Source organism: Pseudomonas sp. Tof1 (genome assembly GCF_055390395.1).
In genome coordinates this window covers 3217372-3234167 of sequence record NZ_AP024344.1, presented here as the reverse complement: position 1 = coordinate 3234167, position 16796 = coordinate 3217372, and the positions used below count along the sequence as shown (strand labels likewise).

The window sequence follows — 16796 nt, the reverse complement described above, 5'->3', positions numbered from 1 at the left end:
ATCAATAGCATGCCCGGGCGCCGATTGCCTCACTGCTTTGCCTTGCGACGGCGAATCCACAGCCAGCCAAGACCACCCAGCAACGCCGCCGCACCCGCCAGCACCAGCCCCTTGTAGGGGCGCAACGCCGAACGCATGGCGTTGAGCGGTTGGGTCAGGTAGCGCCGATTGGCCTGGTCGAACCGCGGCTCCTGGCACTGCTGGCCGAAATTCCCGGCCCAGCTGACATAGGGACCCTGTTCGACATAACGCTGGTACAGCGAGATTTCCTGATCGCTACCGGCAACCCAGCCGGCGGCCTTGCACAGTACCGCGGCAAACGCCTGGCTGCTGTGGGGCAACTGGTCGGCCGCCCGGCTGGCCAGGTCGGCAGCCACATAACGATAGTGATAACGCTGGTTGGGCGTGGCCTGCGCACCCTGCTGGCGCTTGACTTCCGCCTCCTCCAGGAACGGCCCCGCCTGCACTTCGACGGTGCCCAGGCTGTAGCTGCCTCCCAGCCAGCGGTAGTCCGGCGACATTTCATAGCCGAGGATTTCCATTCCCGACTGGCGCGCCAGCTTCGCCGCGGCATACAGCGCCTCGGCACGGCCGGTGGCGGTCCAGCGCGAGGCGCCGTCCTTGCGGTCCTGGCCATAGGCCTGGGCGGCGGCCTGCAGTTCAGGGCTGTCGAAGTACGCCGGGGCCTCATCGTAACGGCCCTCGCGCAACAGCCGGCGCCCGAGCAATTCGCGCAACTGCGCCGCCACCGGGCGGCGTACGTAGTTATCCTTGTCCTGCTGGGTGGCCGGCGGCGGCGCCGTCACATGGGCATCGACATAACCTTTCAGCTCATCGAGGGTCAGCACCCGCTCGGCCACGGTCGCCGCGTCCGGCCAATAGATGTCCTGGCTGCGATAGAGCTGGTCGAACGCCTGCAGGTAATCGCCACGGTCCAGGGCCAGGATCGCGCTTTCGCCTTCGACCCGGCAGCCGGGCTGGACCGTTTCGTAGGCCCAGTCCGGCGTGCGTCGCGAGCCCCAGACCTCGTCCTTGGGGAACGCTGCCGCGGCCTTGGCATAGGCCGCCGCAGCCTGGACCTTGTCGCCGTCACGCAGGGCCAGCTTGGCCCGCAGCCACCAGGCCAGGCCGCCATCACCGGCATGTTCGAGATAGCCCTTGGCGGCGGCGAAATTCCCCTTCTGGTAACTCAGCGCCGCCAGCCGGTCGGCGTTCTCCAGGCTGTCGCCGACACTGGCGAGCAGCAGTTGGGTCAGGCGTTGCTCCTGTTCCGGCTGTTCGTCGAAGAACCAGCCGACACGGCTCAACAGGTAGGCGGTGAACAGCTTCTGCACCGTCGGATGGGTCAATTGTTCCTTCAACGGCTCATCGGGCAGCGCCACCAGTTCGGCGGCGACCAGCCTGAGCGAGGCGTAGCCACTGGCCGAGCCCAGGCGGCTCTGGCTGGCATACAGCTGGATCGCATCCTCCCAGTTGCCCTTGAGCTTGGCCAGGCGGGCCTCCTCGCCCAGGCTGGCGATTCCCAGTTCCAGCGGATCGCTGAAGTCGCCGGCACTGAACTCGCGCGCCTGCTCAAAGGCCAGCCGTGCCTGGGCCTGCAAGGCCGCCGGCGTCTGTTGCGGATCGTCGCCGGCCTCGGCGCTCAGCGCCACCAGCGCCCGTCCCAGGGAATAGGCTGCCCAGGTGCTGCGCAGCTTGCGCTGTTCGGCGGGCAGCGCCAGCACCTTGCGGAAATACTCCGCCGCCAGGGCCTGGCTGCCAGCGTCAAAGGCTACCGCACCGGCAATATACAGGCGCAACTCATCGGGCAGATCGGCCCCCTGGGCCTCCACCTGCTGCGGATCCTGCAGGGTGCGCAACTGGGCGACCCTGGCCCGCAGATTTTCCGGCAGTTCGCTGGCCTCGACCTTGTCGCGCTGCTCGCGGTAGGCGTTGGTATTGTCATCGCTGTACCAGTACATCCTCAGGGTCGCCTCGGTGGCGGGCTTGAGGCCGGCGATCACCTGGCCGAGACGGTTCACTTCGAAGGCAAAGTTGGTTTCCGGCAGGTCGGCCAGTGTCTGCGCCCGGTCGTCCAGCAATCGCAGCGGAAAGTCCGGGCCGCAGGCCAGTGCCGAACCGAGCGGCAGGCTGAGGGACAGGCACAACAGGTGCCGGGGCCAGTTACGGGTAAACATGCCACGCTCCTTGATCGATACGGATACAGCGCGCCCAACCCAGGGCACGCCGGCCGCCAGCGGCGATACGGACGCTGGACTGGCGGCTGAAGACGAGATGTTGCGGTGATGCCTGCAAGCTGTAGCCATTGAGCCCATCGGCGCCATCGCAGTGTTCGGCGCTCAGTTCCACCCGTTCGGGCAGCGGCTGGTCGAGGTTGCCGACGTTGGCGAGGCTGATGTCATAGAGTCCGTCCTTGAACGACAGTTCGACCTGCCACCGGGCGGACAATGCATCGCCCCGGGCCACCGCAGCCAGGGTGGTCAGGCTCCAGGCCCGGCGGTCGCCCGGCAAGGGCAGGCGGAACCAGATCAGCCCGGCCAGGTGCGCCGGTGGTTTGTCCCGCAGTTGCCGGCTCAGTTGCGCCAGTTGCTGCGGATCGGCCAGCAGCTCACGGCGCTCGCCGCCACGGTTCAACGGTGCTTCACCCTCCACCAGCGGCGCACCGCCGCTGTCCGGCAGCAGCGCCACCCCATAGGCGGGCAAGGCGAGATAGAACGGCTTTTCGCTGATGCGGCTCCAGCGTTCGGCCCATTGGCGGGCCTGAACCGGGTCGAACAGGCCCAGCCGTGGATGGCTCACGGCGTGAACCTGCAACACGCTGCTGTCCACGACCTGCAACAACCCGGGCAGTTGCGAGCTGTCGAGCCAGGCGGGCAAGGCGGTGATACTCAGTTTCAAGCCGGAGGGCAGTTGCCCGCGCAATTTCAGCAGGAAGTCGGTATAGCCGACAAGCGGGCACTGGCGCTGTCATGGTCGATTTCCAGCCCGGTCAGCTTGACGCCGGCGGCCTGCCAGTCGGTCAGCATCTGCCCGATCTGCACGCGCGCCCCCTCCAGGTCCAGTGCCGGCAGTTGACCGTCCAGGCGCACCACCGCGATCAATGGCCGGCCATCCGCCTCGAGCCGCGGCAGATCGACCAGCGCCCGGCTCCACCCTGCACCGGGCTGTGCCTGCAACGCCAGCACCCGCAGGGTCGAGAAATCCGCCCGGCTCTCGGCCAGGGCCTGCTCATGGGCGGGCCGCCACTGGCGCTGCCAGACATACAGTTGCTGGTCGAGGGGCGTTGCCGGGTCGGGCTGGCAGCCGGCAAGCAGCCCCAGCATCAGGCATGAACACAAGCGGCGAAGAAATGTGGCGGGCATACAATCCTTTGTCGGGCGCATGCGAGCGCCGTTTCGAGGGGCGATATTACCTCAACGCGGTGGCCGCCGGCACGCGCAGGCTGAAGCAGCCGGCTGGGAAATGGACGACAGATGGCAGGGCAGAATGACAGTGGTTCGCTTGCGTCTGGAAAAACGCGATCTAGTCTTTCTCATAACCTTGAGTCAATGCCCTCAACCGAAGTCTGGTCAGCCGTTTTGCCCAGTGACAACGACACAGTGGAGTCCGAGTCATGGAGGAAACCCTCATCCTGGTCGATGAGGATGATTGCGAGACCGGCAGTGCGCAAAAGCTGTTCATCCATCAACAGGGCCTGCGGCACCGGGCCTTCTCGATCTTCATCTTCGATGAACATGGCCGCTTGCTGATGCAGCAGCGGGCCATGGGCAAGTATCACTCCCAGGGATTGTGGAGCAACACCTGCTGCGGACACCCGCGCCAGGGCGAGCAGACCCGGGCCGCCGCGCAACGGCGGCTGTTCGAGGAAATGGGCCTGAGCTGCCCGCTGCGCGAAGTGGCCTCGCTGCTCTACCGGGAACAGGTCTCGAACCAGTTGATCGAGCACGAATTCGATCACCTGTTCGTCGGCCTCAGCGATATCCCCCCGCTGGCCAACCCCGACGAAGCCATGGCCTGGAACTGGCTGCCGCTGGCCGAGATCCCCGGGCACATCGCGGCCGCGCCGCAGCAGTACACGGTATGGCTACGCCGGATCTTCGAGACCTACCCGCTGTCGACCCTGCGTTTCTGGTACGAAGTCGCCCTCACCGCGCCCCTCTCCCCTCATTCGTCACGCTGAGAGGAGCGGAGCATGAACACAGACACGCACTGCGCGGTGGCGGGCGGCCTGCCCAACGAAAAAGCCTGCCGCCCCCTTGATGACTGGCGCCGCGCCGTACTGGCACGCCTCGAACAACGGCTCGATGCGCAACTGCCACCGGCGCACACCGTGCCCTCACGCCTGCACGAGGCCATGCGCCATGCCCTACTGAACCCGGGCAAGCGCCTGCGTCCGCTGCTGTGCCAGGCCAGCGGCCTGGTGGTAGGCGCCGATCCGCAGGCCCTCGACGTGGTGAGTGCCGCCCTGGAAATGGTGCATGTCAGCTCGCTGGTCCACGACGACCTGCCGGCCATGGACGATGACCCGTTGCGCCACGGGCAGCCGACCGTCCATGTCCGGTTCGACGAAGCCACCGCCATTCTCACCGGCACGGCCCTGCTCACCCAGGCCTTCCTGACCTTGCAGCACGCCCCGCTGCCCAGCGCCCGCCGACTGCGCCTGGTAGCGGAACTGGCCCAGGCCACCGGCTCGCTGGGCATGTGCGGCGGGCAGATGCTGGACCTGCAGCCGCCGGCAAAGCCGATGGACCTCGACACCCTGGAGCGTTTGCAGCAGCTCAAGACCGGCGCGCTGATCAGGGCCGCCGTGCGCATGGGCGCGTTGTGCGGCCGCCCGCTGCGGGCCGAGGTCGAGGCGCTGGAGCGCTATGCCGCCGCCGTCGGCCTGGGCCTGCAGGTGGTCGACGACGTGCTGGATGTCACCCAGGACTCGGCAACGCTGGGCAAGACGGCCGGCAAGGACGTCCGCGATGCCCGCTCGACCTACGTCTCGCTCATCGGCCTGGCCGACTCGCAAGCCCTGGCCCGGCAACTGAAGCAGCAGGCCCATGCCGCCCTGGCCCGCTTCGACAGCCGCGCAGACTGCCTGCGGGCCCTGGCCGACCAGGTCATCGACCGCCAGCGCTGAGCGGTGGAGGCAACTACGCCATGTTCGAACTACTCAATACCATCGACAGCCCGCGCGATCTCCGGGCCCTGCACCGGCAGGCCCTGCCGTCACTCGCCGACGAGTTGCGGGCGTTCATCCTGCACAGCGTCTCCCGAACCGGCGGGCACCTCTCGGCAAACCTGGGCAGTGTGGAAATCGCCATCGCCCTGCACTATGTCTTCGATACCCCGCACGACCGGATCGTCTGGGACGTGGGGCACCAGTCCTATCCTCACAAGATCCTCACCGGTCGGCGCCAGGCCATGGCCGGTGTTCGCCAACAGGGCGGCATATCCGGTTTTCCACGGCGGCAGGAGTCCGAGTACGACAGCTTCGGCACGGCCCATGCCAGCACCTCGATTTCCGCCGCGCTGGGCATGGCGCTCGGCATGCGGATCAAGGGCCGGCGGCGCCACTGTGTCGCGGTGATCGGCGACGGTGCCTTGAGCGGTGGCCTGGCCTACGAGGCGCTGAACAATGCCGGGGTGCAGGCGGACCTGCCGCTGCTGATCCTGCTCAACGATAACGACATGTCGATTTCCCCGGCGGTCGGCGCGCTGCGCAACCACCTGGCCGGGCTCACCACCTCGACAGCCCGGCCCGACGCGGCCAGCCTGTTCGAGGCCCTCGGCGTGGAGTACAGCGGCCCCATCGACGGACACGATCTCGACGCGCTGATCCCCGCCCTGCAAGCGCTGAAAGGTCGACCCGGCCCGCAACTGCTGCACGTCATCACCGAAAAGGGTCACGGCTACAGCCCGGCCGCCAGCGACCCGGTGCAGTATCACGCGACGGGCAAATTCAATGCCCAGGAAGGTCTCCAGGCCGTGCCCGCCGCTCGGCAGAGCTACGCCCAGGTGTTCGGCAACTGGCTGTGCGACGAAGCCGGGCAGGACCGGCGCGTTGTCGCCATCACCCCGGCGATGCGCGAAGGTTCGGGTCTGGTGGAGTTCGAGCGGCGCTTTCCCGATCGCTACTTCGACGTCGGCATTGCCGAGGCGCATGCCCTGACCTTTGCCGCCGGTCTGGCGACCGAAGGCCTGAGGCCCGTGGTGGCGATCTACTCGACCTTCCTGCAGCGGGCCTACGACCAGTTGATCCACGACATCGCGTTGCAGAACCTGCCCGTGCTGCTGGCCATCGACCGCGCCGGCCTGGTCGGTGCGGACGGTGCCACCCATACCGGAGCGTTCGATCTGGCCTACCTGCGCTGTGTCCCCAACCTGGTGATCATGGCGCCGGCGGATGAGAACGAATGCCGGCAGATGCTGCACACCGGCCTGTGTCACAACGGACCGGTAGCGGTGCGCTACCCGAGAGGCAGCGGCTGCGGCGTCCCGCTGCAGGCCCGGCTGACGCCCCTGCCGATCGGTCGCGGCGAGATTCGCCGACAGTCGACCCAGCCGGCAGGCCGGCGAGTGGCCATACTGGCCTTCGGTTCGCTGTTGTCAGCCAGCCTGGAGGCTGCCCGGCGCCTGGATGCGACGGTGGCCAACATGCGTTTCGTCAAGCCGCTGGACATGAACCTGATAGAACACCTGGCCAGCAGTCACGACCTGCTGGTAACGGTGGAGGAAGGCTGCGTCAAAGGTGGTGCCGGGGCCGCCTGCCTCGAATACCTGTCCGCCTCGCTCAGTGGCCGGCCGACCCTGCAACTGGGCCTGGACGACCACTTCATCGAACACGGGACGGTCGAGCAGTTGCTGCAAGCCTCGGGCCTCGATGTCGAGGGGATCGTCACCTCGGTCCAGGTCTTTCGCGAGCAGGTCCGCTCGCGCGACGCGCCAGCCCGGGTCGCCCCGCCATGAACACAGTCACTGTGGTGACCGACATCAAAGCTGCCACCAGCGCGGCAACAACTGCCGGACCCGGGCCTCGGCGAACCGGTCATCGATCAGTACCACCACGCCGCTGTCCTGCTGGCTACGGATCACCCGCCCCGCCGCCTGCACCACCTTCTGCAGGCCCGGGTAGAGGTAGGTGTAGTCGTACCCCGAGCCGAACAGCGCCGCCATGCGCTGCTTGATCTGCTCGTTGAGCGGGTTCAGTTGCGGCAGGCCGAGGGTGGCGATGAAGGCCCCGATCAGCCGCTGGCCGGGCAAGTCGATGCCCTCGCCGAAGGCACCGCCCAGCACCGCGAAACCGATGCCCTGGCTGTGCTCGGTGAACTGTTCGAGAAAGGCCTGGCGCTGGCTCTCCTCCATGCGCCGCGACTGCAGCCACAAGGGGATATCCGGGTGGGTGTCGGCCATCAGTTGCGCCACCTGTTGCAGGTAGTCGAAGCTGCTGAAGAACGCCAGGTAGTTGCCGGGACGCTGCCTGAACTGCCCGGCCAGCAGCTCGACGATGGGCGCCAGCGACGCCTGGCGATGGACGTAACGGGTGGAAACCTGGCTGACGATGCGCAGGTCCAGTTGTTCACGCCGAAACGGCGACTCGACGTCGATCCAGGCCGTGTCGGCGGGCAGCCCCAGCAGGTCGGCATAATAGTGCCGGGGGCTCAGGGTCGCGGAAAACAGCACGCTGCTGCGCGCCGCCGTCAGGCGTGGCCGCAGGAACGCTGCCGGCACCACATTGCGCAGGCACAGTTGCGACAAGCGTCGGCGGCCCACATCGCGCACACTGATATCGAACAGGAAATGCTCGTCGAACAGCTCGCCTACCCGGGCGAACTGCAACAGTTCGAAGTAGAACGCCTGAAGCTCGCCATCCAGACCCTGGGGGTGGTCATTGAGATAGTCGCCGATGGCTGCGGTGCACAGGGTCATCGCCGACAACAGCTTGCCCGGCGCCTGGTCGTAGGCCTGGTAGTTGGCGACCTGCTCCTTGTGCAGCGCATTCCATTCGCGGTTCAACCGCTGCAGGGCCTTCTGCAATGGCTGTGGCGCCGTCTTGCGCACCTGCCCGAGCACGTGCTGGTCGAGGCCGGCGCTGTACATCTGGCGACCGCGCTCGACCAGGTTGTGGGCCTCGTCCACCAGGGCTGCGACCTGCCACTGGTTGGCCTGGGCCAGGCCGAACAGCAGCGCGCTGAAGTCGAAATAGTAGTTGTAGTCGGCAACCACCCAGTCGGCCCAACGGGCCATTTCCTGGCTCAGGTAATACGGGCAGATGTCGTGGGCCAGGGCGATCTCGCGCAGTGCCTGGCGATCGAGCAGGGTCACTGCGGCGGCGGCCTCGCGCGCGGCCGGCAGGCGATCGTAGAAGCCGTGCGCCAACGGGCAGGCCTCGCCATGGCAGGCCTTGTCCGGATGCTCGCAGGCCTTGTCCCGGGCCACCAGCTCCAGCACCCGCAACGGCAGGCCTGGCTGGCTGGCGTGCAGCACTCGCGCGGCGTCCAGGGCCAACTGGCGCCCCGGCGTCTTGGCGGTGAGAAAGAACACCTTGTCCAGCCGCTGCGGGGCCAGGGCCTTGAGCATCGGAAACAGCGTACCAAGGGTCTTGCCAATGCCGGTCGGTGCCTGGGCCATCAGGCACCGACCGGTGCTGACCGCCTTGTACACGGTCTCGGCCAGGGCGCGCTGGCCGGGGCGGAACTCGCCATGGGGGAATGCCAGCTGGCGGGCGGCCTGGTCGCGGGCGCTGCGATGGGCCATTTCCTGTTCGGCCCAGTGCAGGAAGCATGCACACTGCCCCTCGAAGAACGCCTTGAGATCGGCGGCACTCCAGGTTTCACGCAGCAGGGTTTCCTTTTCGCTGACGATATCGAAGTACACCAGCGCCAGATGGATTTCGCTCAGTTGCAGGTGCTCGCACGCCAGCCAGCCGTAGATCCGGGCCTGGGCCCAATGCAGTTGGCGGTGGTTGGCCGGCTGTCTGGCGAGGTCGCCACGGTAGGTCTTGATTTCCTCCAGTTGGTTTTGTGCCGGATCATAGCCATCGGCCCTGCCCCGAACCCGCAACTGCTGGTAATGCCCCTCCAGGGCCAGTTCGGCGCGATAACCCTCGCTGCGACGCGCGGCCACGGTGCGGTGGCCGGTGATGCCCTCCAGGGCGGTCGGCGACGGCGTGAAACGCAGGTCGAGGTCGCCGGCCTTGGCGGTGAACTCGCACAGGGCCCGCACGGCGATGCTATAGCTCAAGCGACCGGCTCCGCCCATTGCACGTAGCAGACCGCGACCGGCATCTGGTGCCGGTGACAGAACTCCAGCCAGCGCAACTGGTTGTCCTGCAGGCGGTCGCCGGGGCCCTTGACCTCGATCATCCGGTAGGTTTTCTGCGCAGGCCAGAACTGGATCAGGTCGGGCATGCCGGCGCGGTTGGCCTTGATGTCGAGCAGCAGCCGTTCGAACCAGTGCCGCAGGTGCGCCGCCGGCAGGCACTCAAGCGCCTGTTCGAGCAGTTCCCCGCTGAGCACGTTCCAGAACACGAAGGGCGACTGCAGCCCCCACTTGGCGACGAAGTTGTGTCGGATGGTCTGCTTGTAGCGCTCATCCGCCAGTTGCTCCAGGCACGCGGCAAACAGCTCGGCGCGGCGGGCATGGAAATCCTCGCTGTGCAGGTCGGCCGGCCCGCTCTGGAAGGGGTGGAAGAACGCACCGGGCAGCGGCGCGAAGATCGCCGGCCAGCACAGCAGGCCGAACAGCGAATTGATCAGGGTGTTTTCGACGTAATGCACCGGCCCCTGCTCTTCCCACAGGTGCCGGGCGACCCGCTGCTCGACCGACTCGTGCGGCTCGCAACTCAGGCTGAAGTCCAGGCGCGTCACCGGCACCGGTGCACTTCGGGCAACCGCCGGCAGCCCGAGCCGGCGCCGCAATCGCGGCAGAATGCGCTGCAGGTGCTGTTCTTCCCCGGCGCTCTCCGGCGCCGCCAGGGCCTCGTCGGCCAGGGTCATGGCCAACCCGTGCTCGCCCAGGCGCTCCAGCACCCGGATACGCCGCAACCGGGCGCCGGGGTAGCGGCAACCCTGGTAGATCGCCAACGCGCCGGCCAGGTCTTCCAGGCGCTCGCTGTGCTGGCCCAGTTGAAACAGCAGCTTGCCGCGCCGACGCTCCAGCCAGGGGTTGTCGGTTTCCAGCCGGTTGACCTGCTCCAGCACCCGGCCCACCTCCTCCCCGACCTCCAGGGCCTGCCGCGCCGCCTGCAGGTGCAGGTAGCCGTCCACGTCGGCGCGGCTGCGCAGGCCACGGGAGTCGGCATGGAACTCGACCTTTTCGTAGCTGAAGATGCCGAGGTCGGCCAGCACGAACTCCGACCAGTCCTGGTACAGGTTGCCGAAGAACATCAGCCGCAGGCGGTCGCACAGGTCCATCACCTGCAGGCTGTAGAGCCGGTCGGGCACCTGCGGGCACCACTGGGCGAACGGCCGCGGTTCGACGTGCAACGGCGCCAGCCGCTCGTACAGCTCGGTTTTCTTCAACCTGGACGGGGCCTGGAACGCCTGGACGATCTCGGCCTTCTGCAATACAGCGAACAGGCTCTCCAACGCCAGCGGCAGGTCATCGCGGACCCAGCCAAGGGCCAGCAGCGGCTGTACCGCAGCGGTAGTATCGCCAATCTCGTCGTAGTTCAGCCGGCTGCCGCGAAAGTGCTCGCCCTTGCGCATGACCATGCGCACCAGCAGCGCCTGCGCGGCCCTGGGCAGTCTGGCGAAGTCGTCGATGAACGCCCGCTCCCGCGCATCCAGCAAATCGGCATAACGCTGCGTCAGCCAATCGAGCACACAGTGGAAGTTGTTCAGGTAGTAAAACGGATCGTCGAGGGGCGCAGTTGTCACGGGCAGGCAGGACCACGGTTGTCGAATGCTGGTTATGCATACAGATAACAGCCCGCCCCGCGTCTGGCAAACACAATTGGACAAAGGGTTGCCCGGTACGGGGTTTCAGGGCCCGGACTCCAGGCGCAGGGCATTGCATAGCGCGCCCAGGGCCGGCTCCAGGTGGCGGTGACCGTTGGAGGTGCTGCTCAGGCGCAGGCAATCGCGGTGCAGGCCGTGCAGGCTGAACAGTTCACCGGGGGCGATGACGATGCGCTGTTCCAGCAGGTGCTCGAAGACCTTGCGCATGTCCACTTCACTCCGGGCCCGTGCCCAGACCGTGGCGCCGCCCTGGGGCGGGACGAAGTCGAGGCTGTCGGGCAGGCGTTCCTGCAACAGTTGGCAGACCTGCGACATGCGCTCCTGCAGCAGGCGGCGCAGGATACCCAGGTGCTGGTCGAGACGCCCGCTGCCGTACAAGCGGGCAATCGCCTTCTGCCGGGTCGGCGACATGCGGAACGAGCGCAGCAGGAAATGCCGTTGCAGTTCCACCCCGAAGTGTCGCGACAGCAGGTAGCCGAATGGCGCCTCGCAGCCCATGAAACGCTCGAAGCCGGCCAGCACCAGCAGGCGATCCGGGTCGACCAGGTCACGCATGCGCGCGCCGGCGGGCTGGTAGGCCAGTTCACCGTGGCTGTCGTTCTCCAGCAACCACACGCCAAACTGTTCCAGCAGCCGGGCGATCTGCTGGCGATGCTCGGCCGGCATCAGGCTGCCCCGGGGCATGTTGACCGCGGAAGACATCAGCAGCAGCTTGACCGGCTGTGTGCGCAACAGCTGTTCGAGCTGTTCCAGGTCGAACAGCCCGTTGCCGCCCAGCGGCAATTCGACCACGTCGACGCCTCCGGCCTGCAACAGGCGCAGGATCACCCAGTCGCAGGGCGACTCCACCAGCACAGTGGTGTGTTTCAACGCCAGGGCCGCCATCAGGGTTTCCAGCACACTGCGCAGGTCGGCACCGATATAGACGTCGTCGGCATGCCAGTAACGCTGGGCCGAGGTGGTGTAGCGCACCGCCAGGGCGGCTCGCAGCTCCATCTCGCCAAAGGGTTGCAGTTGCGGCTGCTGTTGCCGCGGGTACTGGCGTACCAGTTCACGTTCGAGCAGCAGCAGCGGGTTGTCCAGCGACAGCAGCAACGCCGGCTCGTCATTGCCCAGCACCAGGGTGCCGGGCCTGCGCGAATGCACGTAGATGCGCTCCAGCAGATCGGCCCCACCACTGACGAACGAGCCGCCGGGTACCGGCAAGGCGTAATAGCCCGACTTGGCCTGGGAATAGACCCGCCCCTCCTTCTCCAGCAGGGAATAGGCGTACTGGACGGTGGAAATCGACACGTTCAGGCGCTCGGACAACTGGCGCAACGAGGGCAGCTTGACCCGGGCTTCGGTTTCGACCTCGTTGATCAGGCTGACCAGGTAACGGTAGACCGCCTGGTAGGCAAAGCCCGCAGGCTTGCCTTCCGGGGTCGTTCGCGGCGTCCGGCCGCTCGGTCCGGTCGGGGTCGAAGCGGGTTCGGGAGTTTTCGAGGCAGTCAATCGCAAACCCTTTAGCGTCCCGACAGGACTTCCTTGCGGACTTCGCCACTGTCGGGATGGATGATATCGACACGGTGCTTGTCCGGGTCGCTGGCCCGGACCCGGGCAATCAGCGAGGCGGCGGCACTGAAGTCGACCTGTTTTTTCTGGTAGAGATCCTGCAGGCGTTCAAGGGGCAAACCGCTGACCTCGCTCAGCCACTGCTCAACCTGCTCGCCGGCCGGCTTGCCCGACAGCGCCTTGTGCAGCTCCGGCAAAGCCACCAGCATGCCCGGGTGGCAGCGGCGCAGGAACGGTTCCAGGCCACGGCCCTGATTGACGAAGGGCGCGAACAGCAGGCAGATCAGTTGCCCCTCGCTCAGGCCATAGGCTTCCTGGGCGTAGACCCGGGCCAGCGCCCGGCGGCCGAGGAGTTTCTCCGAGCTGTCGTAGGCCGCCATGGCCTGCTCGATCAGGCGTGCCGACATGCGTTTCTTGCGCATCATCACCACGGCCAGTTGCAGGTATTCGGTGATCCCCGTCTGGTAGCTCAGGCCCCTGACATACTGCGCCTGCAGACCGCGCATATGCGCCATCAGCAAGGGGTTGGCGCAGTCGGATTCACTGAAGTGAAACGCCAGGTCGTCGAAGCGGAAACCGAGGAACTCGGTCAGCAACGGCCAGCGCTGCTCGATGTCGCTGCCCACCAGGTCATGCACGCCGACCAGCATCGGCGGCTGGCTGCGACTGGAGCGACTGATGGCCGGCCCCTGGGGCTGGGTCGCGGCGTCACCGTAAAGCTCCCGGTAGTATTCCAGGCTGAGTTCGTTGCAGGTCCTGACCGCCTCCTCGAATTCCAGCGCGCGCCCGCCGAGCGGGCTGCGCTCGGGCGTTTCGGTCGAGCGCAGCAACCATGTCAGGTACTGTTTCTGCTCGCGGGGCGGATCGCCGATGATCAGCGCATCGATGCCCTGGTCCCAGGAACTGGCCCGCTCGTAGAAATCGGCCATCGACAGGTAGCAGTTGTTGCAGAAGGTCGTGCGGCCATCGCCCGCCGTCAGATGGCCGTTCATGAGCAGGTCGCGCCGATTGAGGTCGCGCCCCAGGTCGGACAACGGCGTGCGATGGTGGAACGGGCGCACGTGCCGGTTGTCGACCATCAGCAATTCCACCCGCGGATCGTCATAGACGAACAGGGCGCAATACCCCTGATGGATGTTGTTCATCACCGTGGACGTCAGGCCCGCATGACGCGAGGTGGCGATACGCAGGTTGAAGGTGGCCGGCGAGCGGCCGGCGATGCTCAACTGCGCGGCCCTCAGGAAGGCCAGCGTGTAGCTGCTGTCCTTGCCGCCACCATGCGCCACCATGACCTTGAACTCACCGATCCGCTCGATACCGCCGGCAGCGACGATCAGGCGCTGGATCAACAACTGCAGGGCGATCCGTTCGGCACGGGTGAAGTAACTCATCAACCGTTGTAGGACCTGTTGATATACATAGTTCATTGCCTGCTCATGAATAGAGCTCATAGCCTTTACACCTGGATTGGGTTCAGTGTCGGGCCAACGGCGCTCGTATTATCCGCGCTTGCCAGGTCTTGCCATGTTCAGGTGCCTGTTTGGCGTCCGCCACCGGAACATGTCGGGCAACAACAAGAGTATTACCCCGAGCCTGCAACATCCATAGCAGGATATACGAGAGTGCCCTGATTACTGATTGCCGGTTAGCGTTGGAAATTTTCGGAGAAAGAACTTCCTAGGAATATTCTTACATCAACTTACAAACTTCGATTACATGCAATTTCTTAGCTGGCAGCACCCCGCCGCACGGGCGCTGCCTGGCCCTGCCTATGCTCTGCAAACTCGGCGCCCAAAGCTTGTGCAACTGGACCACTGCGGTACAACAACTGAAACTCGACCATGACTCATTCCTTGAGCTGAAAGTTACCGGTTAATTATCAGTGCTTAGAGCACGATTAACAGATACAGAATTTCTGAAAAAACCAGTTCAGTTGCAGTAAAACAGGCATTCCGGAGAAGTTCATCCGCGATAAAATATTGGACAAAATAAAAAGCCCCGTATCAGTCGCCTGATACGGGGCTGATGACACCTTGACCGGCGTCAGGCCGGATCGAGCTGTAACGCCACGCGACCACGACATGGACAGGCGTCCATGAAACGATGGGCCTCGACGAACTCGTCGAAGGGAAACGCGCGAATCTCCATCGGCGGCAACACACGATCGGCCGTCAACTGGTTGATATCGCGCAGGGCCCGTTGCACTGCCGCCTGGTCCTGCACAATGCCCAGCTCCGGCTTGCCGGTGAAGTTGCCGATGCAGTGCACGAAGAACTGGATGTTCTTCTGGAACGCCGCGCAGGCCGGGAACGGCGTCTGGTTGCCGCCCTGCAGGCCATAGAGCACCAGGCTGCCACGCGGCGCCAGCACATCGCCGAGCATCGACATCTGCGGGCCGCCCAGGCCGTCGAAGACCATGTCGACACCCCGTCCATCGGTGTACTTGTTGATCTGCATCAGCAGATCCTGCTCCTCGGTGACCACCACCTTCTCGGCGCCCAGGGCCAGCAGGCATTCGCGCTCCTCGGCGGTCTTGGTCGCGGCGATCACCTTCACGCCCAGGGCCTTGCCCAGTTGCACGAAGGCCGGGCCGGCGCAGTGGCTGGCATCGGTGATCAGGGCGAACTGCCCCGGCTTGACCCGCGCCAGGTCGACATAGGCGAAATAGGCGATCAACAGCGGGGTGTAGTGAACGCTGGCCTGGACCGGCGTCAGCACATCCGGATAACGGGTCAGGGACGAGCGCGGCATGAGGATCACTTCGCCGTACACCGGATAGTCGTTGGGGCTCTGGGCCGGGAAGCTGGCGACCTTGTCACCGACCGCCAGGTCATCCACGCCATCGCCGACCGCCGTGACCACGCCGGCCATCTCATGACCGATACCGGCCGGCAGACGGGCGTGGGAGGACGCCAGGTTCTGCCGCCAGAGCACGTCGTACCAGCTGATACCGATCGCCTCGACACGCACCTGCACTTCGCCCGGTGCGGGCAAGGTCGTCGCATGCTCTTCGCACTTGAGCACCTCGGCCGAACCAAACTTGTGAAAACGGATCGTGCGGGACATCGCAAACCTCGCCAAATGAACTTCTAATGACACGAACTCTATCCGGGCTTTGTGGGGAACACTATCCGTGCCCGTTAATAGTCGACATGCCTGTCATTGATTCGGGGGCATTGTACACAATGTCAGCCGCAGCGGGCCGCAGCTGTGAGAAAAGCCGCTTTTGCCGGCCGGACAGGCCCCGAAATCGGGGACCAGACGCCGCCATTCCCCGGCGAAATAGGAAAGTTCATTTTTCCAGTGCGAATCAGACGGTTTTGCCCGTAAGATTCACCTCTTACGTTATTGACCCTCCTGTGAAGCGAGCCCGATGAACCGTAACGACCTGCGCCGCGTCGACCTGAACCTGTTGATCGTGTTCGAGACCCTGATGCACGAGCGCAGCGTCACCCGGGCCGCGGAAAAGCTGTTTCTCGGCCAGCCGGCGATCAGTGCGGCGCTGTCGCGCCTGCGCAACCTGTTCGACGATCCGTTGTTCGTACGTACCGGCCGCAGCATGGAACCTTCGGCCCGGGCCGAGGAAATCTTCGCCCTGCTCTCGCCGGCCCTGGACTCGATCTCCACGGCAGTGAGCCGCGCCGCCGAGTTCGACCCGGCCACCAGCACCCAGGTGTTCCGTATCGGCCTGTCCGACGACGTCGAGTTCGCCCTGCTGCCGCAGTTGCTCAAACGCCTGCGCGCCGAGGCGCCGGGCATCGTGCTGGTGGTGCGCCGGGTCAACTATCTGCTGATTCCGGCCAAGCTCAGTTCCGGCGAAATCTCCATTGGCGTGTGCTACACCTCCGACCTGCCCGCCAATGCCAAGCGCAAGGTGCTGCGCCGCAGCTCGCCCAAGGTGCTGCGCGCCGACACCATGCCCGGCCCGCTGACCCTCGATGACTTCTGTTCGCGCCCCCATGCGCTGGTGTCCTTCGCCGGCGACCTGAGCGGCTTCATCGATACCGAGCTGGAGAAACTCGACCGCAAGCGCCATGTGGTGCTGGCGGTCCCGCAGTTCAACGGCCTGGGTACGCTGATCAGCGGCACCGACATCATCGCCACCATCCCCGACTACACCGCCGATGCCCTGACCGCCGCCGGTGGCGTGCGGGCCGAGGACCCGCCGATTCCGGTGCAGAGTTTCGAGCTGCACATGGCCTGGCGCGGTTCGCAGGACAACGATCCGGGCGAACGCTGGCTGCGTTCGCGGATTCAGATGTTCTGCGGGGACCCCGATAGCCTCTAAACGCT

General features: G+C 65.7%; 10 protein-coding genes and 1 pseudogene. 4 read left to right on the top strand and 7 right to left on the bottom strand.

Annotation, left to right across the window (positions count from 1 at the left end; all coding sequences use genetic code 11):
* Positions 1–29: 29 nt before the first annotated feature.
* Both ACZ5KU_RS14775 and ACZ5KU_RS14770 read right to left on the bottom strand, forming a co-directional pair.
* Positions 30–2177: a hypothetical protein gene (locus ACZ5KU_RS14775; RefSeq protein WP_054064564.1), complete on the bottom strand. Its 2148-nt coding sequence runs from the start codon at positions 2175–2177 to the stop codon at positions 30–32.
* Positions 2164–3362: pseudogene (locus ACZ5KU_RS14770) on the bottom strand (DUF3142 domain-containing protein). Before ACZ5KU_RS14770 ends, ACZ5KU_RS14775 begins: the two are co-directional and overlap by 14 nt.
* Before the next feature lie 251 nt (positions 3363–3613).
* Between ACZ5KU_RS14770 and idi the strand changes: the two are divergent.
* Genes idi through dxs form a run of 3 tightly spaced genes read left to right on the top strand, consistent with a single transcriptional unit; the run spans position 3614 to position 6957 of the window.
* Entirely contained in the window at positions 3614–4180 is a 567-nt protein-coding gene (gene idi / locus ACZ5KU_RS14765) for an isopentenyl-diphosphate Delta-isomerase (protein ID WP_054056717.1), read from the top strand.
* Positions 4181–4192: 12 nt separating this feature from the next.
* Positions 4193–5128 carry a polyprenyl synthetase family protein gene (locus ACZ5KU_RS14760; RefSeq protein WP_464737363.1) on the top strand — a complete coding sequence of 312 codons (936 nt, stop codon included), beginning with the start codon at positions 4193–4195 and terminating at the stop codon, positions 5126–5128.
* A 20-nt stretch (positions 5129–5148) separates the two neighbouring features.
* Positions 5149–6957 carry a 1-deoxy-D-xylulose-5-phosphate synthase gene (gene dxs, locus ACZ5KU_RS14755; protein WP_416768957.1) on the top strand — a complete coding sequence of 603 codons (1809 nt, stop codon included), beginning with the start codon at positions 5149–5151 and terminating at the stop codon, positions 6955–6957.
* A 24-nt stretch (positions 6958–6981) separates the two neighbouring features.
* On the opposite strand, the gene ACZ5KU_RS14750 is transcribed toward dxs, so the two are convergent.
* The 5 genes from ACZ5KU_RS14750 to ACZ5KU_RS14730 all read right to left on the bottom strand — a co-directional run bounded on the left by ACZ5KU_RS14750 (position 6982) and on the right by ACZ5KU_RS14730 (position 15569).
* On the bottom strand, positions 6982–9231 hold the full coding sequence (locus ACZ5KU_RS14750; protein ID WP_464737362.1) for an ATP-dependent DNA helicase: 2250 nt from the start codon (positions 9229–9231) through the stop codon (positions 6982–6984).
* Positions 9228–10868, bottom strand: coding sequence for a VRR-NUC domain-containing protein (locus tag ACZ5KU_RS14745; RefSeq protein WP_054064559.1), 1641 nt, complete (start codon positions 10866–10868; stop codon positions 9228–9230). Before ACZ5KU_RS14745 ends, ACZ5KU_RS14750 begins: the two co-directional genes overlap by 4 nt.
* A 105-nt stretch (positions 10869–10973) precedes the next feature.
* Complete coding sequence (locus ACZ5KU_RS14740; RefSeq protein ID WP_081009935.1) at positions 10974–12443, bottom strand: aminotransferase-like domain-containing protein; 1470 nt, start codon at positions 12441–12443, stop codon at positions 10974–10976.
* A gap of 11 nt (positions 12444–12454) precedes the next feature.
* Positions 12455–13954, bottom strand: a complete 1500-nt coding sequence (locus tag ACZ5KU_RS14735; protein ID WP_054057370.1) for a hypothetical protein — start codon at positions 13952–13954, stop codon at positions 12455–12457.
* Between the two features lie 592 nt (positions 13955–14546).
* Positions 14547–15569, bottom strand: coding sequence for a zinc-dependent alcohol dehydrogenase family protein (locus ACZ5KU_RS14730; RefSeq protein WP_054057369.1), 1023 nt, complete (start codon positions 15567–15569; stop codon positions 14547–14549).
* 307 nt (positions 15570–15876) lie between these two features.
* Here ACZ5KU_RS14730 and ACZ5KU_RS14725 point away from each other — a divergent pair, with 307 nt between their 5' ends.
* On the top strand, positions 15877–16791 hold the full coding sequence (locus ACZ5KU_RS14725; RefSeq protein ID WP_054057368.1) for a LysR family transcriptional regulator: 915 nt from the start codon (positions 15877–15879) through the stop codon (positions 16789–16791).
* The last annotated feature ends 5 nt before the right edge of the window (positions 16792–16796 follow it).

Bases quoted from the DNA above. Each gene is read 5' to 3' on its own strand.
- ACZ5KU_RS14775 (WP_054064564.1), bottom strand. From the start codon at position 2,177: ATGTTTACCCGTAACTGGCCCCGGCACCTGTTGTGCCTGTCCCTCAGC.
- idi (WP_054056717.1), top strand. From the start codon at position 3,614: ATGGAGGAAACCCTCATCCTGGTCGATGAGGATGATTGCGAGACCGGC.
- ACZ5KU_RS14760 (WP_464737363.1), top strand. From the start codon at position 4,193: ATGAACACAGACACGCACTGCGCGGTGGCGGGCGGCCTGCCCAACGAA.
- dxs (WP_416768957.1), top strand. From the start codon at position 5,149: ATGTTCGAACTACTCAATACCATCGACAGCCCGCGCGATCTCCGGGCC.
- ACZ5KU_RS14735 (WP_054057370.1), bottom strand. From the start codon at position 13,954: ATGAGCTCTATTCATGAGCAGGCAATGAACTATGTATATCAACAGGTC.
- ACZ5KU_RS14730 (WP_054057369.1), bottom strand. From the start codon at position 15,569: ATGTCCCGCACGATCCGTTTTCACAAGTTTGGTTCGGCCGAGGTGCTC.
- ACZ5KU_RS14725 (WP_054057368.1), top strand. From the start codon at position 15,877: ATGAACCGTAACGACCTGCGCCGCGTCGACCTGAACCTGTTGATCGTG.